Source organism: Paenibacillus sp. GYB004, assembly GCF_036577605.1.
Classification (GTDB): domain Bacteria; phylum Bacillota; class Bacilli; order Paenibacillales; family NBRC-103111; genus Paenibacillus_AB; species Paenibacillus_AB oceani.
Genome location: NZ_JARBDB010000039.1, coordinates 1 through 23,378, shown reverse-complemented (window position 1 = coordinate 23,378; position 23,378 = coordinate 1). Strand labels below are relative to the sequence as shown.

At 54.3% G+C, this 23,378-nt stretch carries 23 protein-coding genes; 3 read left to right on the top strand and 20 right to left on the bottom strand.

What is annotated here, in order from left to right:
• Positions 1–72: 72 nt before the first annotated feature.
• The 14 genes from PV433_RS16200 to PV433_RS16135 all read right to left on the bottom strand — a co-directional run bounded on the left by PV433_RS16200 (position 73) and on the right by PV433_RS16135 (position 11,830).
• Positions 73–1,020 (bottom strand): EcsC family protein, encoded by a 948-nt coding sequence (locus tag PV433_RS16200; protein WP_332073112.1) that lies wholly within the window; start codon positions 1,018–1,020, stop codon positions 73–75.
• A gap of 461 nt (positions 1,021–1,481) precedes the next feature.
• Positions 1,482–3,344: a glycosyltransferase family 39 protein gene (locus tag PV433_RS16195; RefSeq protein WP_332073111.1), complete on the bottom strand. Its 1,863-nt coding sequence runs from the start codon at positions 3,342–3,344 to the stop codon at positions 1,482–1,484.
• A 54-nt stretch (positions 3,345–3,398) separates the two neighbouring features.
• Positions 3,399–4,265: a decaprenyl-phosphate phosphoribosyltransferase gene (locus PV433_RS16190; protein ID WP_332073110.1), complete on the bottom strand. Its 867-nt coding sequence runs from the start codon at positions 4,263–4,265 to the stop codon at positions 3,399–3,401.
• Between the two features lie 171 nt (positions 4,266–4,436).
• The gene (locus PV433_RS16185; RefSeq protein WP_332073109.1) at positions 4,437–5,417 is read right to left on the bottom strand and encodes a Gfo/Idh/MocA family protein; all 981 of its coding nucleotides are present in this window, start codon (positions 5,415–5,417) and stop codon (positions 4,437–4,439) included.
• A 132-nt stretch (positions 5,418–5,549) separates the two neighbouring features.
• Positions 5,550–6,476: an AraC family transcriptional regulator gene (locus PV433_RS16180; RefSeq protein ID WP_332073108.1), complete on the bottom strand. Its 927-nt coding sequence runs from the start codon at positions 6,474–6,476 to the stop codon at positions 5,550–5,552.
• Between the two features lie 235 nt (positions 6,477–6,711).
• Positions 6,712–7,032: a cupin domain-containing protein gene (locus PV433_RS16175; RefSeq protein WP_332073107.1), complete on the bottom strand. Its 321-nt coding sequence runs from the start codon at positions 7,030–7,032 to the stop codon at positions 6,712–6,714.
• A 108-nt stretch (positions 7,033–7,140) separates the two neighbouring features.
• The gene (locus PV433_RS16170) at positions 7,141–7,407 is read right to left on the bottom strand and encodes a metal-sensitive transcriptional regulator (protein ID WP_190931776.1); all 267 of its coding nucleotides are present in this window, start codon (positions 7,405–7,407) and stop codon (positions 7,141–7,143) included.
• 276 nt (positions 7,408–7,683) lie between these two features.
• A complete protein-coding gene (locus PV433_RS16165; protein ID WP_332073106.1) occupies positions 7,684–8,055 on the bottom strand; it encodes a rhodanese-like domain-containing protein in 372 nt (123 codons plus the stop codon).
• A gap of 14 nt (positions 8,056–8,069) precedes the next feature.
• Positions 8,070–8,327: a metal-sensitive transcriptional regulator gene (locus tag PV433_RS16160; RefSeq protein ID WP_332073105.1), complete on the bottom strand. Its 258-nt coding sequence runs from the start codon at positions 8,325–8,327 to the stop codon at positions 8,070–8,072.
• A gap of 194 nt (positions 8,328–8,521) precedes the next feature.
• Positions 8,522–8,746 (bottom strand): sulfurtransferase TusA family protein, encoded by a 225-nt coding sequence (locus PV433_RS16155; RefSeq protein WP_332073104.1) that lies wholly within the window; start codon positions 8,744–8,746, stop codon positions 8,522–8,524.
• A 42-nt stretch (positions 8,747–8,788) separates the two neighbouring features.
• Positions 8,789–9,364, bottom strand: a complete 576-nt coding sequence (locus PV433_RS16150) for a sulfurtransferase TusA family protein (protein WP_332073103.1) — start codon at positions 9,362–9,364, stop codon at positions 8,789–8,791.
• A gap of 48 nt (positions 9,365–9,412) precedes the next feature.
• A complete protein-coding gene (locus PV433_RS16145) occupies positions 9,413–9,733 on the bottom strand; it encodes a rhodanese-like domain-containing protein (protein WP_332073102.1) in 321 nt (106 codons plus the stop codon).
• A gap of 161 nt (positions 9,734–9,894) precedes the next feature.
• Positions 9,895–11,040 carry an MBL fold metallo-hydrolase gene (locus PV433_RS16140; protein ID WP_332073101.1) on the bottom strand — a complete coding sequence of 382 codons (1,146 nt, stop codon included), beginning with the start codon at positions 11,038–11,040 and terminating at the stop codon, positions 9,895–9,897.
• 319 nt (positions 11,041–11,359) lie between these two features.
• Complete coding sequence (locus PV433_RS16135; RefSeq protein WP_190931769.1) at positions 11,360–11,830, bottom strand: MarR family transcriptional regulator; 471 nt, start codon at positions 11,828–11,830, stop codon at positions 11,360–11,362.
• 151 nt (positions 11,831–11,981) lie between these two features.
• Here PV433_RS16135 and PV433_RS16130 point away from each other — a divergent pair, with 151 nt between their 5' ends.
• Positions 11,982–13,403, top strand: coding sequence for an MDR family MFS transporter (locus tag PV433_RS16130; protein ID WP_442951536.1), 1,422 nt, complete (start codon positions 11,982–11,984; stop codon positions 13,401–13,403).
• A gap of 110 nt (positions 13,404–13,513) precedes the next feature.
• On the opposite strand, the gene mscL is transcribed toward PV433_RS16130, so the two are convergent.
• Both mscL and PV433_RS16120 read right to left on the bottom strand, forming a co-directional pair.
• Complete coding sequence (mscL, locus tag PV433_RS16125) at positions 13,514–13,912, bottom strand: large conductance mechanosensitive channel protein MscL (RefSeq protein WP_332073138.1); 399 nt, start codon at positions 13,910–13,912, stop codon at positions 13,514–13,516.
• 279 nt (positions 13,913–14,191) lie between these two features.
• Positions 14,192–14,980, bottom strand: coding sequence for a GNAT family N-acetyltransferase (locus tag PV433_RS16120; protein ID WP_332073099.1), 789 nt, complete (start codon positions 14,978–14,980; stop codon positions 14,192–14,194).
• Between the two features lie 237 nt (positions 14,981–15,217).
• Between PV433_RS16120 and PV433_RS16115 the strand changes: the two genes are divergently transcribed.
• On the top strand, positions 15,218–16,156 hold the full coding sequence (locus PV433_RS16115) for a DMT family transporter (protein ID WP_332073098.1): 939 nt from the start codon (positions 15,218–15,220) through the stop codon (positions 16,154–16,156).
• Between the two features lie 58 nt (positions 16,157–16,214).
• On the opposite strand, the gene PV433_RS16110 is transcribed toward PV433_RS16115, so the two are convergent.
• From PV433_RS16110 to PV433_RS16100, 3 genes are all read right to left on the bottom strand, one after another.
• Positions 16,215–18,494: an ATP-dependent helicase gene (locus PV433_RS16110; RefSeq protein WP_332073097.1), complete on the bottom strand. Its 2,280-nt coding sequence runs from the start codon at positions 18,492–18,494 to the stop codon at positions 16,215–16,217.
• Between the two features lie 63 nt (positions 18,495–18,557).
• Positions 18,558–19,268 carry an AAA family ATPase gene (locus PV433_RS16105; RefSeq protein ID WP_332073096.1) on the bottom strand — a complete coding sequence of 237 codons (711 nt, stop codon included), beginning with the start codon at positions 19,266–19,268 and terminating at the stop codon, positions 18,558–18,560.
• 20 nt (positions 19,269–19,288) lie between these two features.
• Positions 19,289–20,170 (bottom strand): AraC family transcriptional regulator, encoded by an 882-nt coding sequence (locus tag PV433_RS16100; protein ID WP_332073095.1) that lies wholly within the window; start codon positions 20,168–20,170, stop codon positions 19,289–19,291.
• Between the two features lie 146 nt (positions 20,171–20,316).
• On the opposite strand from PV433_RS16100, the gene PV433_RS16095 reads away from it, so the two are divergent.
• Entirely contained in the window at positions 20,317–21,273 is a 957-nt protein-coding gene (locus PV433_RS16095; protein WP_332073094.1) for a DUF4838 domain-containing protein, read from the top strand.
• Between the two features lie 96 nt (positions 21,274–21,369).
• Here the strand turns inward: PV433_RS16095 and PV433_RS16090 are convergent.
• Positions 21,370–23,378 (bottom strand): S-layer homology domain-containing protein (locus PV433_RS16090; protein ID WP_332073093.1); only part of this gene is annotated, 2,009 nt, incomplete at its 5' end.

Here is a 23,378-nt window from a genome sequence, read left to right as displayed (position 1 = left end):
ATAAAAGTTATCCGGCACCGTCGCCCTGCCAAGAAGCGTGCACAGGGCCAAACAAAGCACGCTCCGTTCCGATCAGCTGACTTTACTTTTCAGCCTGCGGATCTCATCGGCCAGAGCCAGATGCACAGCGTCTTCCCCGTATTTGTTGGCCAAATGCAGTTTGCGAAAGTAGTCCTTCGCATGGATGTGATTCATTTGCTGGAACGCGAGGTTCAGTCCGCCGTTAATGACCGCACCGGCCACCGGCACAATCATGCCAAGCTCCTTCTGGGTAATCACGACGCCCAGCCGCTCGGCCACCTTCTGAATGAGTCTGATCAGACTCGGGCACGATTTCTCGGCAAGCTCGGCTGTTAATTCACCCGACATGCCTTTGGCAAACTCCGTTGCCGCCCGAACCTCGGCGAACGCCGCCGCTTTGGCGGACAAAAATCCTTCATCCGACGATGCGGACGCCGGGGCCATCGCTGCCAGCACATGCGGGATATTCATCGAATCGACGGGCGTATAGCCGTACGAAGCCGCAATTTGGCATATATGCCGGGACATCAGCGTCATCGACGCGGTCACATCGGCCGCCACGGTCGCCGGGATCAGCACACCTGCGGATAAAGTCGTCACCGCCCCCATAACGGCGCCCTCTGCCGTTACAAAAAAACCGTTGCTGACCTCGAACGTATCCGCCACAATATCCATCTCTTTGAGCGACAGCTGCCGGATCTCTTCCATCCGGCCGATCTCGATCCGGTGGTTTTTGCGGTACTCTTTGCGAACGGCATCGTCGCTTGTCATTCGTTTAGCTATTTTAATCGTTCCCCGCAGCGACTTCTCTATCGTCGCATCAATCGAGGACACCGCTTTTACGACATATTTGTTCGTAGAGGAATGAGCCGCCTCCATCAGCTTGGCCACAGGTTTTCCCATCAGCTCAAGCGTTGCCTGAACGGGATTGGTCGAAACCGCGTTTCTCGCCATCTCTTGCAGCACGAACTGTTCATATTCATTGAAGGTTGTCGTCATTGGCGCTCCTCCATCCGTATGGTAGTTCTATCGTACTGATTTCCCGGCGTTTACACAAGAGCAGCCGCTGTTGAAGTCATGTTGTCATCATCCGGCGGTATGGCTAACGAACTTGGCGATCGTTATCGGAGCCCATGAGGACGTTTGAATTTGCAACGAACCCTTGTATCGTTATCCCCGCAGATCTGGTCGTTTTTTTTCCGCTTTCGGCTCGATAACGATGCCCCGATTCGTTAGCCTGGAAAAACATCGCTTCTCCGCCCATAAGCACGATACGATTCGTTAACCATGGAACCCACTGAATGGACCGGGTCCTCAATAAGAACACTTTGCCCGGTTCTGGAAAGCCGCTCTTTGCTTGAATACTTTTGCGAAGTTAAACGGCGAAACTTACTTTTTTATAACGCCGAAAAGGCTCCGGACCTTTCTTTGCGCACCGGAGCCTCTCCCACCCACTCTATTCAATATGCGGAAGCTATTCCGTCCATGCGTTCCCGGTCGATCCGGTATAACCGGTACCTTTCCATCGTTCCTTCCGGCACGCACTCCTGCGGACGGGATCGCGCCCACTCGTCATACGGCGTGTCCTTGACCGTAAACACATAGTCAATCCGGTTGTCCTTGAGAAATTGCCAAAATTCATTCTCCGACTGCATCCTTAGCTGGTACACGGTATGCTGGAGCCGGTTGCCGAAGAACGGATAAGCGAAATCGCCAAACTTGATCGCAAACCGGGTCCCATCCGGAACCTGGTCGATGAACGCGTAATCCGGATTAAACAACCGTCCGAACGTCCGCTCCTCCCGGGGCAGGCTGGCGGCCTGTTGCAGCAGCTCGGGGCTGTATACCTGGTGCTGATAAAAAACCGATACGGCTACAACCGCCACGAGCGCTCCTTGCAGCAGGACGGCCGCCCACCGCTTCAGCTTTTCGGACAACAGGACGAACGAGGCTGCGCCCAGCGCGACGAACGAGATCGTGTAACGCGACCACCAGGCGGCCGGCTGGGTAACAAAAATGACGATCAGCGGGAGGCAGAGGAGCAGAAACGCCCGCTGCCGCTTCCAGGCGGCCAGTACCGTGAATAGCACCAGAGCCGGGAACAAAAAGACCGGCCACTGCAGGCCAAATCCGCCCAAATGCTGAGAGTAGACGACCGGCTGGGCGGGCTGCATCCAGGCTAACCAGATCTGTTCCCACCACGGGAGCCCGAGCAGCTCCGGCGGCGTATTCGGCACCATGATCATATCATGAACCGTCCCTTGTCCCGGGAACAGCGGATGCCCGAGAACGTCGATGCGGAACGGGTGCAGCGGATTGCCGTAGGTCAGCCAAGTGCGGATATACCAGAAGCTCCCGAGCAGCACGATCGGCACTACCATGAGCAGATGAAGATGAGCCGCCTGCCTGACGCTCATTCGTTTCCCGAACACTTCCCATACGCACCAGACGAACAAAATCAGTCCCGTCACTCCGACACAGGCCAGCGCGGACGACTTGATCCCCAGCGCAATCCCCCCGGCAATGCCGGACAGCAGCAGATCTCCCCTATGCCGGCTGCGGATGAAGCGGAGGACGAACCAGAACGCCACGAGAAACATCGAAGCCATCGCCGTATCGACATAATCGGCCGTTAACTGGGCGAGTACGATCGGCGTCGTGAGGAACAGACACGCGGCCCCGGCAGCCCCGGCCCGGCTCGCGCCAAAACTGCGGGTGATGCCGGCGATGGAGGCCGCTCCCGCTATGGCGAACAGAAACTGTCCCGCATCCACGATGATATCGTCCCGCAAGAATAAAACGAGCCACGTATAGATCAAATGCGCATTTTGCGGATATACATTCGTCCATATGGCGAACGGGGTGATCGTGATCTGCCGCTCCTGCATCCAGTAGGCCGGAGACACCAGATGATAAAACAAGCCGTCCCAGTCATTCGCAGGCAGCAGGCAGATCAAATAAACGCTCCATGCGAGCGCCCAAGCGGTGATCAGGATCAGGGCCAGCCATGCCGGGGAATGCAGGATTTCCCGGATCAAGGCGCTCCACCACAGGCGGTTCACCGCTTTCCCCCGGTCTCCGATCCGGTAATAGAGGATGCCCGCAACCGTCGTTATTCCCGCATTAAGCATCAGGACGACGGAAGGAACCAGCATTTCCAGAAAAACGCCGGCCGCGAGCAAGGAAACGATAATTTGCGCGAAGCCAAGCACCCACCAAGCCGCAAACTGACCGATCGCTCCCTGGATATGGAGACTTTTCATAAACCAATAAGCGCCGAAGCCTACGATCAGCGTGGCCGCGATAAATAATCCGATAGACACAGAGGCACCTTCCAATGGCATCATTAGCAACAACCCGTCCAAAGACCGGCGTTACTACTGCAAATAGCGAAGAATGATAAACACGGAAAACCCGTACAACAGAACCGTGATCAGCATGGGCTTGTCCTCGAGCAATATTTTTTCGGGGCTCCCGCCCTCATCCTTCATATAGATCAAATACAGGTACCGGAAAATACCGTACATGACAAACGGAATCGTCCACATCATATGGTAATTGCTGCCCGAGGTAAAGGTAAACAACGAATAACTGATGATCGTCGACGTCGTAACGATGCTGATCAATTGATCAAGCAGTTGCGTCGAATACAGCTTCAGCACTTTACGTCGGGAAGCTTTATCCGGCATGCTGATGAATTCGTGTCTCCGCTTGCTGACTGCCAGAAACAAGGCCAGCAGCATCGTGCATACGAGAAACCACGGGGTCAGCTGGACGCCGATAATCAGGCCGCCCCCTACAGAGCGCATCACGAACCCGGCCGCGATCATCATAATATCGAGAATGACGACATGTTTGAGCCAGGCCGAATACGCTACATTCATCAAGAAATACGCGATAAGCAGCAGCCCGAACATCGGATTTTTGGAGAGAGCGAAGGCGAAGCTGGCTCCCAGCAAAATCAGACCGAATGTTAAAGCCGCGTTTGGCGCTATTCGGCCGGCCGCCATCGGCCTGAACTTTTTGACAGGATGGGCCCGGTCTTTCTCCAGATCGAACCAGTCGTTCACGATGTACACCACACCGGATGTCGCGCAAAACAGAAGAAATCCGATGAACGCGTCCACTCCGGCGGATAAGCTGATCTTGTTTAGGGAGAAGAGGAACGCGGCGATGACCAGCACATTTTTGGTCCATTGCTTCGGTCTCAGGCATTGGATGAACGGGATGATTGAATGTACCATGAGGAACGTAACGACTCCGTTTGCAGGGATATTTTGTATGAACTTAATATAGACGGTTGATATCGACATTTGGTTACAATCCGCTACAAAAAATTCATCATTCCGACAAACTTCGGAACACGTCAAAAACCCGCACACGACGGTGCGGGTTCCCCAGCCTTATTGCGTTTCTTACTCTGCGGCTACTAACGGTGCGTAACCGGCAGCCTGATAGATCGATTCGGTCAATTGGATGACCTTAAGCGCATACTCCCCCGGTACGAGCAGCTCCTCGCGTCCCAGTATGGCGGCGACGAAGTTCCGGTCCGGGTCGGTCGTCTCCGCAGGCAGCTCCGGTGTTACCGGCTCTTCTCCATTACGGCGCAGCGTGATTTTACCGTTGTCGTAGAAAATGCCTCCGTCTTCGCCGACAAACCCATACGTTTCCAGGAAGCTCCGTTTCGGCGCTTTGCCGATAATATTCAGGCCCGCCACCGGGCCCTCGGCAAACCGGATCGCTGTGAAGGTGTCGATCTCGACCGGCGAGTCCTGACAGCTCAACTGGGTAACGACCGATTCCGGCGTCAGCCCTGTCGTCCATAACAACACGTCGATAATATGACTACCCGAGTCCATCAGCATCCCGCCTCCGGATAAAGCCGGGTTTTGTCTCCAAGTACCCGTCTGTGCATCTTTCCAATCCTGGTACAGGGTAGCGGTTATCGAGGTAAGCTTCCCGATCTGTCCCGCGGCGATCGCGGAACGGATATACATGAAGTGCGGCGCACAGTGGCGCTGGTACGACACCTGCAGCAGCTTGCCGGTTTCCTTCGCGTGAGCGATCAGCTCCTCGGCTTCTTTCGATGTGCACACCATCGGCTTCTCGAGCAGCACGTGCTTGCCCGCCGACAACGCGTCCCATGCCTGCTCGAAATGAAGCGTATGCGGCGAGCAGATAATCACCGCATCGATATCGCTGCGCTTCAGCATCTCCGAATAGTCGTCGTATTCGTCCGCTCCGTCCAGCGCGAACTTCTCCTTCAGCGCCTTTCTACTTCCCGCGCTCGGATCGGCCAGCGCTACGATAGCCGCTTCCTGGGCTTTTTTCAGCCGCGTGGCATGCGAGTGGGCGATGTTGCCCGTCCCGATCATGCCGATTCGGATTGTTGTCATTGTCGATTCCCCCATATCCTGTCGTACTGGTTTCTTCCTTGCTTCCAGTATAGGGGGGGCCGCACCCGGGTGTATTTGGCATTTACGGTTGAAAAATTGTGCCATTCCGGTTTTTTGCCCGTCCCGGCCGACTCATTTATACTGCGGCCGCTCGCACGAACGCACATATTCCGAAGGCGGGACGCCCATCGCCTTTTTGAAAGCCCGGCTGAACGTATGGATCGACTCGTACTGCATCATCGAAGCGATCTCCGTAATCGTCCGGCCGCCTTCCTCCAGCAGCCCGACCGTTTTATGCCATTTCCGCTTGGCGTAATATCCCCTCAGGCTGTCGCCCGTCACTTTGACGAACAAATGCGACAGATGAGACAAGCTGTAGCCGAGCGCGTCGGACACTTCCTTCAAATCCTTGATCGACAGCAGCCGGTCGTCAATATAAGCGACCGCCGAATAGACGGCCCGCTGTGCGGAGCGTTCGCGATGTTCCCCCGGATAGTCGGCCTGCCAATCGGAGAAATAGTTCCGGTACGTCAGCACGAGGAGCTGCTCCAAATACATGCCGGTCATCGAATGGGAGTATTGGGCTTCGCCATTCAGTTCCTTCAGCGCATGGACGAACGGCACCGTAACGTCCAGCCGGTCCCTGCACCGCATCGGCCCGGCATGCTCATCCATCGCCCGGCGGATCGGCAGCAGCGGATCGTCGGCTCCTGCCGCCTCGTCAAACCGGAAGCCGAAATAATAATAACGGAACGGGTCGCGCCCATCCACGCCGCCCTCGTGAATGTCGCCGGGCCGGCACAGAAACAAATCGCCCGCCTGCATCTCGTATCGTTTTCCGTTGACGGAAAACCAGCCCGCGCCCGATACGACGTAAGAGATCTCGTAGCACGACTGCTTGTGCGGATGCAGCGCAAATCCGGAGTCGCAGCTCAAATCTCCGAGCTGATACAAATGGATGGGACCGTACCGCTTCAACTCCGGAGCATAGACATAATCATAATGAAAGCGCTTGAAACCGGGCTTGCTCGAAATGTTCGTCGACAAAGAACCGGACATGTTCGCCGCTCCCTTCAAGGCATATGCTTCTCGTTCCTCTAAAAAAGCCGATAGGATATAGAATAAAAATTACTCGTCAGTCAACCCGATTATAACACAGCGACCCATGACGGAATATCCGTGAAATCGCGACAGATCAGCCGCTCCGGCAGCAAAAAAGCCGCATCATGGCGGCTTTCTGCAGTCGGTCTGCACTCTATATGCGCTTGTCACGCCTCTGCCTCTGCCTTGCAAACTACCCCCGCTTCAGCAGGTCGTCCCTGAGCGGCGTGAAGGCGTCCAGCAGCGCGCTGGGCTCCAGCGCTTTGACTCCGTGCTTCGCCCCTCCAGGGATAATAATCGTATCGCCGGCGCGAATGACCGTTTTTTGCTCGTCGATCGTAAATTCGATCGTTCCTTTCAAACAATAAGACATCTGCTCGTGAGGATGACTGTGCACATAGCCTTCAGCCCCTTCCTCGAAATGCACTTCCATCATCATCAGCGCTTGGCCTGGCTCGAATATTTTGCGCTTGACGCCGGGCTCCGCCGGCTCCCACTCCCCGATCGGACTCATCCTGGTAAGCCTCCTCTTGCGTAAGGTTCACGCGTACTCCAATCGCACCCTACAATTCGACGCCTGTTTGAACTTATTGGGGTGCGCGATGCCCGCGAACCCCCAAGCTTATCTGCTCTTGATCAGCAGCTCCACCGCTTCCTGTACGAGCTTGCCTGTATCGTTGCCGGCTTCGCGTTCCTCCACGATACACTTCTCCAGATTAACCGCGACTACGTAGGCCATCGCTTTATCGACGGCGCTGCGAACGGCGGACAACTGGCTGACCACGTCCTTGCAGTCTTTTCCTTCTTCCATCATCTTCAGGATGCCGCGGACTTGTCCTTCCACCCGCTTCAGCCGCCGCTTGATATCGTCATCGTAATCCATCGCCATGAGCGCCAATCCTCCCAAAGTTTGTCCGGCCGATCAAGCATTGTCGGACACCCTGTTAGTAGTTATAGATCTATTATATCGGAATAGGAGGAATTCGTCGCATCGTAGTTATCCCGGCATCTTCGATAGACGGCTGCTTATGGGCCGGACAACTGAATAAGCACGCCAGATTCAGTTTGAGGACGTGCCAGGCCCGTTCCTTCAACCGTTACGTTTACATCCTGCCGCTCGAATACATAATCAACTGTGGGCGCCACACACCGCGCTGCCACTGTCCTACATCGCAAGCGGCCCGTCCCAGGACGATATACCGCCTGTCAGATGGGATACGTCCGTATACCCGTGCTTGGCCAACACTTTGCCTGCTTGTTTGCTTCGCATCCCGCTCCGGCAATATAAAAAAACGGGCGTCTCCTTCGGAATATCCGCGAAGCTGCGCCCGAGCCGGCCGAGCGGAATGTTGACCGCACCCGGCAGATGGCCCTGTTTATATTCGTGCGGCTCTCTCACATCGATCACTTTGGAGCCTTTGGCCGCTTGGCGAAACTGCTGAGCATTCATATTCTTCAGCCCCTTCACTGGGGCAAATTGCTTATATACAAACCATACCGCCAGAGCAATGATGATCACATATCCGATCTTATCCATCCCGGATCAGCTCCTTACCTGCTTTTGATTAGCAAATCAACGGCTTCCCGGACGAGTCTGTCCGTATCGTTGCCGGCTTCCTTCTCTTCAACGATGCATCGCTCCAGATTTGTCGCTACGATATAAGCTATCGATTTATCGACCGCACTGCGTACAGCCGACAGCTGGCTGACCACATCCTTGCAATCCTTCTGCTCTCCGATCATACTCAGCACGCCGCGGACTTGTCCTTCTACACGACGCAGCCGTTTCTTGATCGCATCGTCATACATCGCGTCCCCCTCCTACTACATATATGTGAACGGCGTCCTGGAACATGCCCTTCGTAATAATCGGCGGCCTCCCGGATATCCACCAGTTTCATTCATCGCCCGTATTAGGTAAAGATTGCATATCGGATAACGCTACATACGTAAGACCGGGAGGACTAAAGAGGAACGCTTTGCATTCCTCCCGTCCCGTTCGGTTATCCTTTTCTTACGAGAAACGTAAACACTCCGTTATTTTCCTTCGCTTCGACCATTTCGTTTTTCGTCTGGCCTACCCAAGCCTGGAAGTCGTTCATGGAACCTTTGTCCGTCGTTTCCAGCTGCATCAGCTGACCCGGCTGTAGCGAGTCCATCGCCTTCTTCGCTCTGACGATCGGCATCGGACAGGCCAATCCTTTAGCGTCAACCACGATATCCGCCATAATGCATCCCTACCTTCTCTTCATATTTCGTACCTATGGAGATTAGTCGCGCTCCGTAGCGCCCTGCCACCCTGACATGCCCGGCACAACATTGTACACGTGCGCGAATCCCCGCTCCGTCAGCTTCTGGCATGCTGCATCGCTCCGGCTGCCGGACCGGCAGATGACGTAATACTCCTGATTCGGATTTAATTGATCCAGACGACGCTCCAGCTCACCGGCCGGCACCGAGACCGCTCCCGGAATACGTCCAAAGGCGAATTCCGCGGGCTCGCGAACATCCAGTACCTGTACGTCGCCTCCGGAAGCCAGCTTCTCCTGCAGCTGCTCGCTGCTGATTACATGCGGATATTTGACCTCCGGCTTCGTCTCCTGTTCGTTCGACTTCCGGATGAAATGCCGGTATACCCCCTGATCTTCCTTTATGCCGACATATTGGTGACCCGTACGGCCCGCCCAGCTTTGCAAATCCGCTACAGATCCTTTGTCGGTAGCCCGCACCTCAAGCACTTCGCCGGCTTGCATCTCTTCCATTGCTTTTTTGGTTTTCACGACCGGCATCGGACAAGCCAGACCTTCGCATACCAGCACGCGGTTGGAATGAATGTCAACAGTCATAACTGCGCAGCCTCCCTTGTTTGTTTGATAGACCTCTGAAATCCTGCTTTACTTTCCGTACTCTACCTGTCCGTCCCAGCTCATCATGCCGCCCTGCATATTGATCACGTTGTACCCGATCGACTCCAGAAACTCGCAAGCCAACCCGCTGCGGTTGCCGCTTCGGCATACGATAATCGTCTCCTGCTTGGTGTCGAGCTCTTGATGTCTTTCGTTCAAAGTCCCCAGCGGGATGTGCCTGGCCCCCGGAATATGCCCGGACTCCCATTCGTCCTGCTCGCGCACATCGATGATGGGGAGGCTCTCCCCTCGCTCCAGCTTTTGTCTCACTTCGTGCGGTAAAATATCCTTCGAATATTGACCTGCCATAATAGAATCACTTCTCCTTCAAGTTATAAGGTTCACGCCCGCATTCCATTCCTCTTTGGAAGCAGCGGTAACGTCATTCATCTAAAGCTGCGGGTGCCTCTTGCTGATTAAACTTCCCCGTCCCTCCGCCATACATGCCTGCGCATTAGGAAACGCCCAGGTTATTTATCGTGAACGGCGCACCGGTTCGGTCCAAGCTCCATGTTCTGCTGCTCTTCCTCGCCAGGAGTCAACCTTCCCATATTCGTCTGCCGGATTTCCTGATACGCATTCGGCTGCGGCGGCAAATGCTCCGTAACCGCTGAGCGGAACAATTCTTCGTCCGTTATATTGAGACCGGGGTTGGAAAGGTATAAATCGCCTAGACGAGCGGACACGATTCCGCCTTCCCCGAGCTCCGACGTTTTGCCGAAGTGGGCCGGAAGTACAAGCAGTTCCTCCGGAAGCTCCCGGTAAGTCGTATACAGCGAGGTCCGCAGATCCCCCACCCAGTCCTCCGCTTTGCCGGCGAGATCGGGACGGCCTATAGATTCGACAAACAGGATATCACCGCTTAACAAATACTTCCCGTCGACGATCAAAGACGTGCTGCCTATTGTATGTCCGGGTGAATAGATCGGCTGGATCGCAATTTCCGTGCTCCCCACCGTAATCGAACTTCCCTCTTCGAGGGGAACGTAATCGAACGTTACTTCCGTCGCATCTTTCGGGGGAAGCCAGTAGGCAGCCAAAGCGTTAATCGCAAGCTTTCTCCCTCCGGATATATGATCCGCGTGGAGATGCGTGTCGATCGTATGCTTGATGACAACCCCTCTTTCCCTCGCATACCGCTCGAACACATCGGTCATTCGCACGGCGTCGATGACAGCCGCCTCCCCGCCCGAGATCACCATGTACGAAAGACAGCCTTTTCCGATCCGCACGAACTGGATCAGCTCGCCGCCGTCCTTCAGATCCCCTACCTTAACCGGCTCCAAATACTCGATCCAGGCTTTCATCCCGCCTTGCAAATACGAAACGCCAGTCCTCCCCGCTTCGATAAGCTGCTCAGCTACATAGATCGAAGAGCCTTCCTTGGCGCATACGACCAAAAGCTCTTTTCCCGGCGGAATAAGCTCAAGCGCCGGCTCGATGCTGTCCAGTAGATCGAAATACGGGATGTGGACAACTTCGACCCGCCCGCCTTCGATCCGCCATTTCTCATAGTCGGAAGTATTGCGGACATCGAGGATCATCAGCTCCTCCCGATCTAAAATCTTCTTCGTCAACTGCTGTGCTGTCATCGCTGTTAAGGATGATGTTGTCATCTCTTATATCCCTCCCTGAATGGATCCCGTTTTAAAGGTCATATTCAATATCAAATACCCATGGGGGTATTGATTTGAGTAAAAATATATACCCTTACAGGTATACGTATATATTAATCGTTTTGAATCGGGATGTCAACCTTGCGGGAAGCTTCCAACAGTTTCTTGCATGTGCGGCAGGTTCGTTATGAAAACTAAGGAAAAACAAAAAAACCGGCATCGCCGTTTTTGGATATCAAGACGGCAACCCGGTTCCCTATACCTATATAAACGATTCCAAACGAAACGGCTGCCCGCTCTTTTATTGCCGGCTGAAATATTAGCTGCCCGTCCGGTCACCAGCCTGAATTAATATCGATTTCATCCTGCTCATATGCTCATTAAGCTCCATAAGCTCGTTTTCATCCAGCAAATTCAGCATGCTCTTGATCCGGTCGGAGATGATCCGGTGGTATTCGGCACACACTTGATCTCCGGCCTCGGTTATTTCCACGTATACGGAACGGCGGTCGTTCAAGCATGGAAGCCGGGTAATCAAGCCTTGCTTCTCCAGCCGATCCAGAAGAGGGGTCATATTCGGCCTCGAAATGTTCAGCTTCTCCGACAGCTCGGATACGATGGAACGCCGGACTTCGCGCAGCAGCACAATAATATGGATGCTGGAACCGGATAACTGGATCTGGGGCATATCGCATTTCGGAAGCGGATCGAAAATTTTCCTTTTCAGCAACGGCATCAGCAACATGAAGTTTTCTACAAAATGCTCAAGCAGCAACTCTCTTTCTCTCATGACCGCACCTTCCTTATAATTATAGTTTACCATAACGGTGCCCACTTTTCGATTGAACGGAATTAGTTATTATTTTATAATTACCACGTATATAGATAAAGGAGGAGAAGAGAAATTGAATTCCACTGCTGCTTCAAGCCCTGCGGCTCCCGTGGATGTGGGGAACGTCAAGAGGCTTCCTATCTTGATTTCGCTTATTATCGGGGCATTTTTCTCGATTTTAAATGAAACATTGCTGAACATCGCCTTCCCGCAGCTGGTGATCGAGCTGAATGTGTCGCCGTCGACACTGCAATGGCTGGCCACCGGCTACATGCTAGTGGTCGGAGTGCTCGTGCCCGCCTCTGCCCTGCTCGTGCAATGGTTTACGACCCGGCAGATGTTCCTTGGGGCGATGATCTTGTTCGCAATCGGTACGCTTATATGCGGGATCGCGCCGGGGTTCTCGTTCCTATTGGTCGGCCGTCTGCTGCAAGCGGGCGGAACCGGATTGATGCTGCCGGTACTGATGAACACCATCCTCGTGCTGTACCCTCCGGAGAAGCGGGGAGCCGCTATGGGAAGCATCGGGCTGGTTATTATGTTCGCCCCTGCCATCGGCCCGACCTTATCCGGACTTATTCTGGAGTCGCTGCAATGGCGCTGGCTATTTTTTCTCGTATTGCCGTTTGCCATATTTTCGATCGTGTTCGCATTTATTTATTTGAAAAACGTATCGACGCCTACGAAACCGAAGGTGGACGTCCTATCTATCGTCCTGTCTACGCTCGGCTTCGGCGGCATCGTATACGGGTTCAGCAGCTCCGGCGAAGGACACGGCGGCTGGTCGAGCCCGCAAGTGTACGGCACCGTTCTGGTGGGCGCGGTCGCTCTGCTGCTGTTCGTATTCCGTCAGCTGCGGGTGCGGGAGCCGCTTATGGACCTTCGGGCATTCCAGTTCCCGATGTTCTCCCTGACCACCGTTCTGCTGATCATCATGATGATGACCTTGTTCTCGACGATGTCTTTGCTGCCATTCCTGTTCCAGGGCGCTTTAGGTCTCACCGTATTCGCTTCGGGCCTGCTCATGCTGCCGGGCAGCTTGCTGAACGGATTAATCTCGCCGCTCACAGGCAAACTGTTCGATAAGTTCGGGCCGCGGGCGTTAGTTATTCCCGGAACGGCTTTCCTGGTCGTGATTATGTGGTTCTTCACCCAAGTGTCGGTGGAAACGCCCAAGACGACGTTCCTGATCCTGCACATCTGCATGATGGTCGCCATCTCGATGATTATGATGCCTGCCCAGACGAACGGCCTCAACCAGCTGCCGCCTCGTTATTATCCGCATGGCACGGCGATTCTGAATACGCTGCAGCAAGTCGCCGGCGCGATCGGCGTCGCATTTTTCATCAGCGTCATGTCTTCGGGGCAGCGGCGTTTCCTGGAGCAGTCGGCCGATCCGACCTCTCCCGCACAGGCGGCGGAAGCGATGGTGGCCGGCGTCCATAACGCCTTCATGATCGGCTTCGGCTTCGCCGTCGTCGCGCTGATCCTGGCTTTGTTCACGAAGCGTACTCAAGCGCCGAAGCAGTAACAGCCTGCAGCCACAACAAAAAGAGGTCTTCCCGCATTTGGTGCGAAAGACCTCTTTTAACGTTCGCCTGACGCTTAGCTTAGCGGCACACGTTGCTCGTCGAACCTGATTCAAGAGCGATTGCCCGGGTCCTGACGCTGCTCTTTAAGCAAGTCCCGGATCTCGGCGAGCAACTGCTCCTCCTTGGACGGGGCCGGCGGCGCAGCCGGCTTCTCCTCTTCCTTGCGCTTGAGCAGGCTGAGTCCTTTGATGAACATAAAGATCGAAAACGCTACGATCACGAAATCGATGACCGTCTGCAGAAACGCGCCATACTTCAATTCCGCTCCGCCAAATTTGAAATGGAGTGCCGATACATCAAGCCCTCCGAGCAACAGTCCGAGCAACGGCATCAACAGATCGTTAACAAGAGAGGCCACAATTTTGCCGAACGCTCCCCCGATAATGACCCCGATCGCCAGCTCCATAATATTCCCTTTGAGAGCGAACTTTTTAAATTCCTTCATCATTGCCCGCACGCCACATGCCTCCGCTTCTAATCTCGCTTACACCGCTTCGGGAGGTATGTTCCGGCTAAAGACCGTGCTTGTCCGGCTCCCCCCGCTGCGATGCGTTTTTTTGCGAATAATCCGCTATATCGTGAAGCATACCATAAAAACAGACGATTATGTATACCCGAAAATAACTACGTTTGCATGCCTCCGGTCTTGTCAGCCCTGCTTTTCGCGGCCCAGCGAACTCCCCTGATGAACCTGCCGCCGCCGGGTTTATTGACAGTGATCGCAATCTCAATCCGATACTTGCGGCAGGTCCGCGCGCTTCTTCACCCTGTACCAGTACGTGTAGATTTCCTGAAAGTTCAGCTTCTCGTATAGCCGAACCGCGGGTAGATTTTGCTGCACCACGAGCAGATAGCACCTTGCAGCGCCCTCTCTCCTGGCCCATTGGAGCATGTGCAGAATCAACTGCTCCCCGTACCCTTTATTCCGTTCATTCGGGTTCGTGACGATATCATACAATCCGATGTCCCCCTGCTCGATCACGCCAAGGCCGCAGGCAACCGGCTTTCCTTCCTTGTAGAGCGTGAAAAACCCTTTCTTTAAACAAGAGGGTTGCAGCAGCCGGGCCGTGATGCCTTGATTCGTCTCGGACAAATGCTGAAAAGCCGCCATCGTCCGCAGCCAGTCCGTGCTTAACGTTTCTTCGATGCGAATCTCCGGCAGGCTTGGTTCCCTGAGGCCGGTTAGCGGGGCCGTCTTCACGCTGGTGGGATCAACCCGCTCGTAGCCGCGTTCTTCCAGAAACGGGTCCAGGTCGCCGGGAGTAACGAACGGAGTTATTTTGAAAATTGTATCCAACCCCGCACTGGTGTACAGACTCTCGCACCGCCGCACTTTCCCGCTTATAGAACCGGATTGCATCTCCGGAGCATACAGAGGCTGGATCGAATTGGATCTCTTCGTGTATCCGTCCGCGAATCTCAGCAGCCAGCCGTCGTACAGAAACGTTTGCAGGGCGGGCCATGCGTTCAACGAACGTTCTTCGATTTGCTTGTGTTCTTCGATCTGCTTGTGCATGGATTCACTCCTTTCCCTAATGAATTGAGAATTAATATACATAAACATGTATATTAATTCAATATGTTTTATAAAATCGTCCTCTAGCCGAGTCCCAGCCTCACCGGTATCTTGGCATTTCATTCCGTATATCTCTCTATCTGTACCGGTACAGATTCCGATTTTCCATAGCGAACGGCTTGTTAAAAACAGGTACAATGAGGGTACCGTACTCCACTACGAAAAGAGGTACTTCCCATGTCAGCAAAACGAAATGCCTACATCGCCGCGATCGTGTACGCCATGATCATCGGCCTGTCCTTCCTGTTTGTCAAACAAACGCTCACCGTCGCCTCACCGCTCGATACGCTGGCACACCGGTTCTCGATCGCATGGCTGGCGGCCACCGTCTGGCTGCTCGCGACGAAGCAATCCGTACGGGTGACGAAATCAGATTTGCGGACGATCGCTCCTTTAGCGGTTTTATATCCTGTCCTCTTTTTTGCGTTTCAAGTATTCGGCTTGCTGTACAGCTCCTCTTCGGAGGCCGGCATTATTTTGGCGACCGTCCCGATTTTCACTCTCGTATTCGCGGGACTTGTATTAAAGGAGACTTCCACACCGAGGCAAAAAATCGCGATCGGCCTGTCCGTGCTCGGCGTCATTTACATTTTGTATATGAACAGTGCGGGAACCGGCACAAGCGGCAGCATACTCGGAAGCGGACTGCTCGCCCTGTCGGCCGTCGTCGCCTCGCTGTACAACGTGCTGGCCAGAAGACTGACGCAGCGTTATTCCTTATTTACCTTAACGTATGTGATGTCTTTTTTCGGATTTATCACGTTTAACGTACTGGCGATCTCCGATCATCTGATTCGAGGCACCGTCCATCAGTTTTTCCAGCCTTTCCTGCACGCCGATTTCGTCGTTGCGGCTTTGTATTTAGGGGTGTTGTCCTCTCTCTTGACGTCCTACTTGTCCAACTTCGCTTTATCGCGGCTGCCCGCGTCCCAGATGAGCGTGTTTAGCAATTTGGCTACTCTCATTACGGTGATGGCCGGGATCGTGTTCCTGCAGGAGGCGTTTCATTATTATCACGCCATCGGCGCCGGCATGATTATAGCCGGGATTATCGGCGTCAACTATTTGGCGAAGGCGAAACGGGAGCGGGAAGAAAAACGTCCGTCCAACTCGTGACATCCGAGGCCCCCAAGGTGAAAAAAGAGGAGGCATCCGCCCCCTCTTCCGATCCGTTTTATACCGGCTCCAGCAGCCGTTTTTCCAGACAAGTTGCGATGGAGAGCGCCTTCTCGGTTTTTTCGAACCGGATATGAACCCGCTCCCGATTCACCCTGACAATCGTACCGCGCCCGAACACCCGATGCTTCACTTCCAGACCGGGGGCCAGCTCCTTTTGGTTCGTGATGGCGTTCGGATTAAAAGCTTCCGGAACCGCTGAATTCCATCGTTCCCCCATTTGCCCGGGCGACTGCTTATACCCTCTCCCGGAAGACGCAGCCGCCGGTTTCCTTTCGAATGTTGCAGGCGGCTTCGGAGGATTCAGGATGGTCATGACCGCAGTGACGAAACGCGACGCCGTTGTTTTCTCTGTGTCCCGTTCCTTATACGTAAGAAGCTCCAGATGCTGCTTCGCCCGGGTCATCCCGACATAGAACAGCCGTGTGGCCTCCTCGATCAGAGAGGCGCCTCTTTCAGGGGAGCCGGATTTGAGATCTTCCGCCGACGGGATGATGCCCTCCACCAGATCGATCATATATACCCGCTCGAACTCCAGCCCCTTCGCACTATGGAAAGTTGAGAAGGTGACCGCATTTTGCCCCTTTCGCGACTTCGCCGTTTTCAGCACCGACTCCAGATACTTGAGCCGGCTTGCGAATTCCTCCATCGTTTGCAGCGTATCGGCGATTTCCTCCAGCGTGTTCAGAATGCCCAGCAAATATTCCTTGCGGAATCCGAGACGCTCGCACATCTTCTCCAGCGCTTTCTCGTACCCGAGCCGCTCGCGGATGACTTGGATCGCCGGACGCGGCGGCATCCCCCGCATTTGCCGAAACGTCTCTTGGCTTGCCTTCAAAGGTTTGATCTGATACTCATTTAACTGAACCCGATCAAGCAGCGTATCGAATACCGATTCGTTGGTATGGAACGCTTTGACGGCCGCCATCTGCTGCTTCGTAATATATCCGTTAAATTTCGCGTAGATTTTCTCCAGAAGTTCGGGACGCCTGTCGGTATAGGTCATCCTCATGAAATTCAAAATATCTTCAACGACCCAATGCGAGAAAAACCGGTTGTCCGCATCCTTCATATAAAACGGAATACCGGCCCGGTCAAACTCGTTCATCAGCGGGATCGAGGACGAATTGTTGCGGTACAGCACCGCCACCTCCGTCAAGTTTTCCACCTTCTGAATCTCCCGTACCAAATATTTGGTCTGATCGGCGAAATTCGCCAGGCTCCGGACCCGGATCGGCTTCCCTGCCGGGTTTCGGGTAAACATGTTTTTGTTGTACCGGTCTTTGTTGCGCTTGATGAACTGATTCGCCACGCTCACGATATCTTTGGTCGACCGGTAATTTTGCTCCATCAACAGCGTAACCGCCTTCGGATGCACGCGCTTGAATTGAAGCAAATACGAGGGCTCCGCCCCTCTCCAGCTGTAGATCGACTGGTCGTCGTCCGCCACCACGCATAAGTTGCCGTGCCCCTTCACCAGCTTCTCGATGATGGCATGCTGCACGACCGACGTATCCTGGCTTTCGTCCGTCAGCACGTAATCGTACTTCTGCTGATAGCTGCGAAGCAGCCCGTTCTCCCGCTCCAGCGCTTCGTTTGCGATCGTGAGCATGTCGTCGTAATCGACCAGCAGCTTCGGGCGGCCCGAACGTTTGAACGCCTCGTATTCGCGCAGAATACGTTCGGCTTGCTTGACGTCAGTCTTCACCGCGTTCCACCGCTCTTCGGGGATCATCTTGTTTTTGATATAGCTGATATAGGTGGTCAGCTCGTCCATCTGGTCGTCGGTGATGTTCTCCCCGTTGATCGACTGGAACAGTCTCCGTAAAATGATTTTCTTGTGAAGCGGCAAATGTTCTGCGCCGGGGTCTCCCTGATCCTGATCCTGCACTTGCTCTTCCGGATCGACATCGCCCTCTATGATCTGGAACGGGATTTCTTTTCGGTGCAAATAGATACGCATCACTTCAAAAGCAAGACTGTGAATCGTCGAGAAGTGGACCGGCGGCAGGTCCGGGAAAAAACGTTGAAACCGTTCTTTCATATCGCTTGCCGATGCCCGGCTGAACGTGACCGCTTTGATTCTGGAAGGGTCTACTCCTTTCCCTTCGATCAGGTGGCCGATCCGCATAATAATCGTCGTCGTTTTCCCCGATCCGGGCGATGCCAGCAGCAGCAGAGGGCCTTCCGTCTGCAGAACCGCCTTTTGCTGCACTTCATTCAAGGCAACGCCCAGTTCCCGCTGCTTGCGGGCCAAAAAAGCATTCCCTGCACTCATAGTTCGACTTCCCTTTCCGCTCTACCAACTACCGTTTCATTCCGATACTATCATTATAGCATTTCAATCATTGAATAATTCATCCAGCACTTTGGCCCGGTTCTCGAGAAAACGCCTTGTGATGATGTAATGCAGCGTCTCTTCATACCGGATCTCCGATACCGGCAAAACGTCGAAATTTAATATTTGCGCATCCGGGTATCCGAGCAGCACCGGAGAATGGGTCGCGATAATAAACTGGGCTTCGTTCTCCAGATCCTTCATGATGCGCATAAGCGCCAGCTGCCGGGCCGGCGACAACGCCGCCTCCGGTTCGTCCAGCAAATAAATCGCCTTCCTGCCGAATCGATGCTGAAAGAGAGAAAGGAACGCTTCCCCGTGCGATTGCTTGTGCAAGGAGCGTCCGCCGTAATATCTCAAGCTTTCGGGCATCGTATCCAAATGAGAGGCGAACTGATAAAACGTCTCCGCCCGCAGAAAAAAGCCGTTCGTTATTTTCGGCATCCAGGAAAGCCGGATATGGTCGCCCAGCGCGGATTGGGAAGCGTCTACTTCGTATCGATTATTTTTGCCGCCGCCAGCCGTATGAAAGCCGCATTGATAGGCAATCGCTTCGAGAATCGTCGATTTCCCCGACCCGTTCTCTCCTACGAAAAACGTAACGTTCGATTGGAACGACAGCCGGTCCAGCGCATTCACGGCCGGGATCGAGAACGGGTATTGGCCCGGATCGGTTTGCCCGCTTCTCATCACTTCAAGACTTCGCAAAAACATCGGAATCAACTCCTGTCTGCCTAATGAATATGGGACTGTTTGCGATAGTCGGTCGGCGACATTCCTTTCCACTTCAGAAAAGAACGGGAGAACGTCTGAAACGACCCGAAGCCGGCCTCGTAGGCGATTCGCGACACCGGCAGCTCGGTCGAGGCGAGAAGCCCGCAAGCGTGACGAATTCGCAGTCCTTGCACAAAGGGAACGAAATTTTGCCCGGTTCGCACCTTGAAGCATTCGCTCAAGTGGGAGGCGTTGTAATGAAACTGCCGGGCTAACCGCTCCAGCGTCAGCTCTTCCCGGTAATGCCTATGAACGTAACGGATCATTTGCCAGAAGCCGGCCTTTGCGGACGGGGATTCTTGCCTGCCATCACAGGCGGTCTCCGAACCGCCCGCATGCCGACTGGATCTCCACCGTTCAAACCATACCAGCGCCTCAAACAGCTTGGACTTAATCATGATGCTGCGCATCCGTTCGTCCCCGGCCGCCTCCCGCCTCATATCGTCGAATAGGCCTTTCGCCTGCACCATCTCGCGTTCATTCAGCTGGATATACGGCGGGAGCCGGTCGGATTCGTCCAGCACGATTCCGGCCAGCCCCTGATCCCCTTCCCTAGAATCAAACAGCAGCTCAAGATCAAAATTGCATATATACAAATGCAGACACGCCCCGGGATCGCTCCGGATCGCATGAAACTGATACGGGAGCAGGAAGATCATCGTGCCGGGCTCCATCGGATGCTGAAGTCCGTTGATCGTTTCGGTGCCGCGGCCTTCCAGGACCAGGATGAACTCCAGAAAATCATGACGATGCGGAACGACCGACTCGACCTTCTCGATTTTGAGACTGAACGGAAACGAACTGTTCATGTTCGGATAATCCGTCAAATATATCGGATTCACGGGCATACCTTCCCTCCCGGTTACTCGTCTGTTGGTATTCCCATTATACCAAAAAAATGAGATAGGTTGCCGGACGGATGGAATGTGATAAAGGGGTCCTCTCTCTATAATGGAGACAGAAAACCGCCTGAGGAGGGATCTGACGAATGATCGAAAGAAGAGGGATCGTACTCGATTTGGACGACCTGCACGACGAGTGGCCTGGCCTTCTGCATCAGGCGAATCTGAATGTGCTGGGACTGCATAATTGGGGCCCGGAGCCGGAGATTCGCTCTAAAATCGATGCGATGATCCGTTTTTTTGAATCCGCAGAAGGTTTCAGGCTCGCTAACCGGTTAGACGATCTGAACATTGGGCTGGAATTCGAGCTGCACGCCATGTGCTGGCTGCTGCCAAGCGAGTACTATGGAAGGCATCCTCATTGGTTTCGGATGGACGAGAACGGCGTTAGAACGCCGCACGACAACTTTTGCCCGTCAAGCGAAGGAGCGCTCGAAATAGTTAGGGACCAGGCGATCCGGCTCGCCCGGAAGCTAAAGCCTACGACCGGCCGGTACTACATGTGGCAGGACGACAACAAGCCATGGTGCCGCTGCGAGAACTGCCGGACGTATTCGGACGGCGACCAAAATCTGCTGGTCATGAATGCGATACTGGAAGCCATACGGACCGTGGATCGCCACGCCAAGCTCTCGTACCTCGACTACATGGCCACACTGGAATCGCCTCCGGGGAAAGTCCGGCCGCACGAGGGGATTTTCCTCGAGATTACTGGCCCCGGCATACACCGGATGAATGAATCGGGACTCCGAGGAGTGGACGGGGACGAGAAATTCCAACAGGCGCTTGCCCGCAATTTGACTGTATTCGGTACAGAGGAGGCTCAGGTACTGGAATATTGGCTGGACGTCTCGCTTCAGTCCAGATGGCGGAAGCCGGCCGGCAAGCTGCGGTTCGACGAAGTGGCCGCCGCCAGGGATATCGCCTATTACAGATCACAAGGCATTCGTTCCATCACGAGCTTCGGCGTGTTCATGGACCAATCGTATTTCCGGGAACACGGCATTCCTCCGGTTGAAGCTTACGGACGGCTGCTGGAGTGAGAACGAAAGGGATGTAAATATCCAAAAAAAACAGGTTACCCTGTTACGCCGTACTAGCGGCATTTACCAAGGTAACCTGTGCTCGTTTTTTATAACCTAAATCAAATCCGAAGATTTTAACAGCCGCTCCACCATAACCGCAACCTCAGCACGAGTCACGAAGGCTTTTGGCGCCAGCAGGCCTCCGTCTCGCCCCGTCACAATTCCGGCCGCTATACTTGCCGAAATGCCGTGAGCCGCCCAGCCGGAAGTCTCCGCAGCATCGGTGAACCCGTATAACGCACCGTCTGATGCATCCGCTGCCAGTCCTGTAATGGACATCGCTTTCGAAACAATGACCATCGCTTGCTCACGGGTAATCCGTTCGTTCGGGCGGAACGTGCCGTCCTCGAAGCCGTTGATCAAGCCGTACGCATACGCCGTCCCGATCACACCGCTATACCACTCCGATGCCTGCACGTCCGAGAAAGCTGCAGACCCGTCCTCAGGTTTCAACCCCAGGCCTCGGACTATAATCGCAGCAAACTCGGCCCGTGTAATATTTTTGTCGGGACTGAATACGCCGTCGCCTGTCCCGTTAACGATTAACCGTGAGCCCATATTGTTAATCTGATCCTTGGCCCAGTGACTCCCTGCATCAGCAAACTCCAGCGGATGCCAGATTACCGAATACGTACTGTTAGTCAAACTGTTGATTTTGGCCGTATATCTCCCGTCTACAACCCCAATCCTGGTCGGCACATGGCGTACGGTTCCGTCCGGTTCCACAACCACACCGGTTGTAATTCGATTCGGGTGTGTGCCGTCCGGCATAACGATGGTGCGTTCGACATACGTATTGAATTGGCTGACTTCAACTGTCCGCTCCCCGTACACCGCATAAATTTTGAATTCAAGCGGAGGAGCGGCGAGCTGCCATTCCCCTTTTGCCGCCGCGGTTTCAACCAGACGCAGCGTATTTGCCGATGGCACGGCAATTTCAATATGAATGCTGATGTCCCGCAGGTCGGTATCTTTCCCGATTTGCTGTGCAATGGAATCTATGCTCATTTGCTGTACAGGTATCGTGTAGGCAGCCTGACCGGTGCGAAGCACGAAAATTGCTTGTTTCATTTGCATTAGCTTGACCATGCTGCCGTTAAGCTCGGCGATAACTACGTCGCTGGCTTTTGTCACGGAAACCGTGACGACGGCCCCCTGATCTTCGCTCTCCAAGCGCTGCCGCAGCTTGTTCTCATCTACGGCAATCGACAGGACTTGCCGGCCGTTCACTTCCTTCACCGTTGCAGTGCCCGCGCTTTCGGCCCGGCCGTTCACGAGTACATTCGCACCGCCGGTTCCCTGCGAATCCGTTTGTCCGGCCGGGCCCTTGCCGCTTGCCGAGCCGCTGCCGTCAGAGGAGCTTTCGTCGTCTTCGGACGAAGCCAACGGATAAACGGCATTGGATTCCGCCGACCATTCGCTTTGGCCGACCGCATTTTTGGCCGCCACCTTGAATGTATACCTTGTTCCATTGGTTAGGCCGGTTAGCGAAATCGGACTTGATGTTCCGCTCACTCTAATATTGTCGGGCAAGGCAATGACCTCATACTCCGTAATGGCGCTTCCACCATTGTCGGCAGGTAGCGTAAAACTGACGACGGCTTGCCGATCCCCGGCTGACGCCGTTACATTCGTCGGTACGCCCGGAACCGATGGGAGCGTCACAAAGCTGCTATTTACGCTGACCACGCCCTGGATGCTCTGAATGACATAATACGTCTTGCCCGCTGTCAGGCCGCTGAATCGCCATACGCCGCCGCTCTGATCCGAAGGACTGTCCGAAATCACATGCCCGTCCGTGTCATACAGTGTGATCGTGGCCCCTGACAATACGTTGCTCACATCGACTAAACCAAGTCCAGCCGAAGCCGTCGGGGTCCTTAAAGTCACGCCGACAAAAGCGGAGTTCTCGCTCTCCTCGCCACCTACCGTCTGTGTGGCATAAAAGCCGAGACTGTTCGGCACCACACCGGTGAACGCGTAAGTCGCTCCCGTTACACTCGTCGCTGTCGCTACCAACGTGCCATTGGTCAAGTACAGCTTCAAGGTTGCGCCCGCAGTGA

What these genes read in the sequence shown, in the direction of transcription:
- PV433_RS16180 (WP_332073108.1), bottom strand. Translation starts at nt 6,476, where the DNA reads ATGTCCGGTTCTTTGTCGACGAACATTTCGAGCAAGCCCGGTTTCAAG.
- PV433_RS16190 (WP_332073110.1), bottom strand. Translation starts at nt 4,265, where the DNA reads ATGGTACATTCAATCATCCCGTTCATCCAATGCCTGAGACCGAAGCAA.
- PV433_RS16170 (WP_190931776.1), bottom strand. Translation starts at nt 7,407, where the DNA reads ATGGCGATGGATTACGATGACGATATCAAGCGGCGGCTGAAGCGGGTG.
- PV433_RS16140 (WP_332073101.1), bottom strand. Translation starts at nt 11,040, where the DNA reads ATGACAACATCATCCTTAACAGCGATGACAGCACAGCAGTTGACGAAG.
- mscL (WP_332073138.1), bottom strand. Translation starts at nt 13,912, where the DNA reads ATGATGAAGGAATTTAAAAAGTTCGCTCTCAAAGGGAATATTATGGAG.
- PV433_RS16200 (WP_332073112.1), bottom strand. Translation starts at nt 1,020, where the DNA reads ATGACGACAACCTTCAATGAATATGAACAGTTCGTGCTGCAAGAGATG.
- PV433_RS16155 (WP_332073104.1), bottom strand. Translation starts at nt 8,746, where the DNA reads ATGGCGGATATCGTGGTTGACGCTAAAGGATTGGCCTGTCCGATGCCG.
- PV433_RS16120 (WP_332073099.1), bottom strand. Translation starts at nt 14,980, where the DNA reads ATGCACAAGCAGATCGAAGAACACAAGCAAATCGAAGAACGTTCGTTG.
- PV433_RS16175 (WP_332073107.1), bottom strand. Translation starts at nt 7,032, where the DNA reads ATGAGTCCGATCGGGGAGTGGGAGCCGGCGGAGCCCGGCGTCAAGCGC.
- PV433_RS16160 (WP_332073105.1), bottom strand. Translation starts at nt 8,327, where the DNA reads ATGTATGACGATGCGATCAAGAAACGGCTGCGTCGTGTAGAAGGACAA.
- PV433_RS16110 (WP_332073097.1), bottom strand. Translation starts at nt 18,494, where the DNA reads ATGAGTGCAGGGAATGCTTTTTTGGCCCGCAAGCAGCGGGAACTGGGC.
- PV433_RS16165 (WP_332073106.1), bottom strand. Translation starts at nt 8,055, where the DNA reads ATGGATAAGATCGGATATGTGATCATCATTGCTCTGGCGGTATGGTTT.
- PV433_RS16095 (WP_332073094.1), top strand. Translation starts at nt 20,317, where the DNA reads ATGATCGAAAGAAGAGGGATCGTACTCGATTTGGACGACCTGCACGAC.
- PV433_RS16145 (WP_332073102.1), bottom strand. Translation starts at nt 9,733, where the DNA reads ATGGCAGGTCAATATTCGAAGGATATTTTACCGCACGAAGTGAGACAA.
- PV433_RS16150 (WP_332073103.1), bottom strand. Translation starts at nt 9,364, where the DNA reads ATGACTGTTGACATTCATTCCAACCGCGTGCTGGTATGCGAAGGTCTG.
- PV433_RS16115 (WP_332073098.1), top strand. Translation starts at nt 15,218, where the DNA reads ATGTCAGCAAAACGAAATGCCTACATCGCCGCGATCGTGTACGCCATG.
- PV433_RS16135 (WP_190931769.1), bottom strand. Translation starts at nt 11,830, where the DNA reads ATGAGAGAAAGAGAGTTGCTGCTTGAGCATTTTGTAGAAAACTTCATG.
- PV433_RS16185 (WP_332073109.1), bottom strand. Translation starts at nt 5,417, where the DNA reads ATGACAACAATCCGAATCGGCATGATCGGGACGGGCAACATCGCCCAC.
- PV433_RS16105 (WP_332073096.1), bottom strand. Translation starts at nt 19,268, where the DNA reads ATGTTTTTGCGAAGTCTTGAAGTGATGAGAAGCGGGCAAACCGATCCG.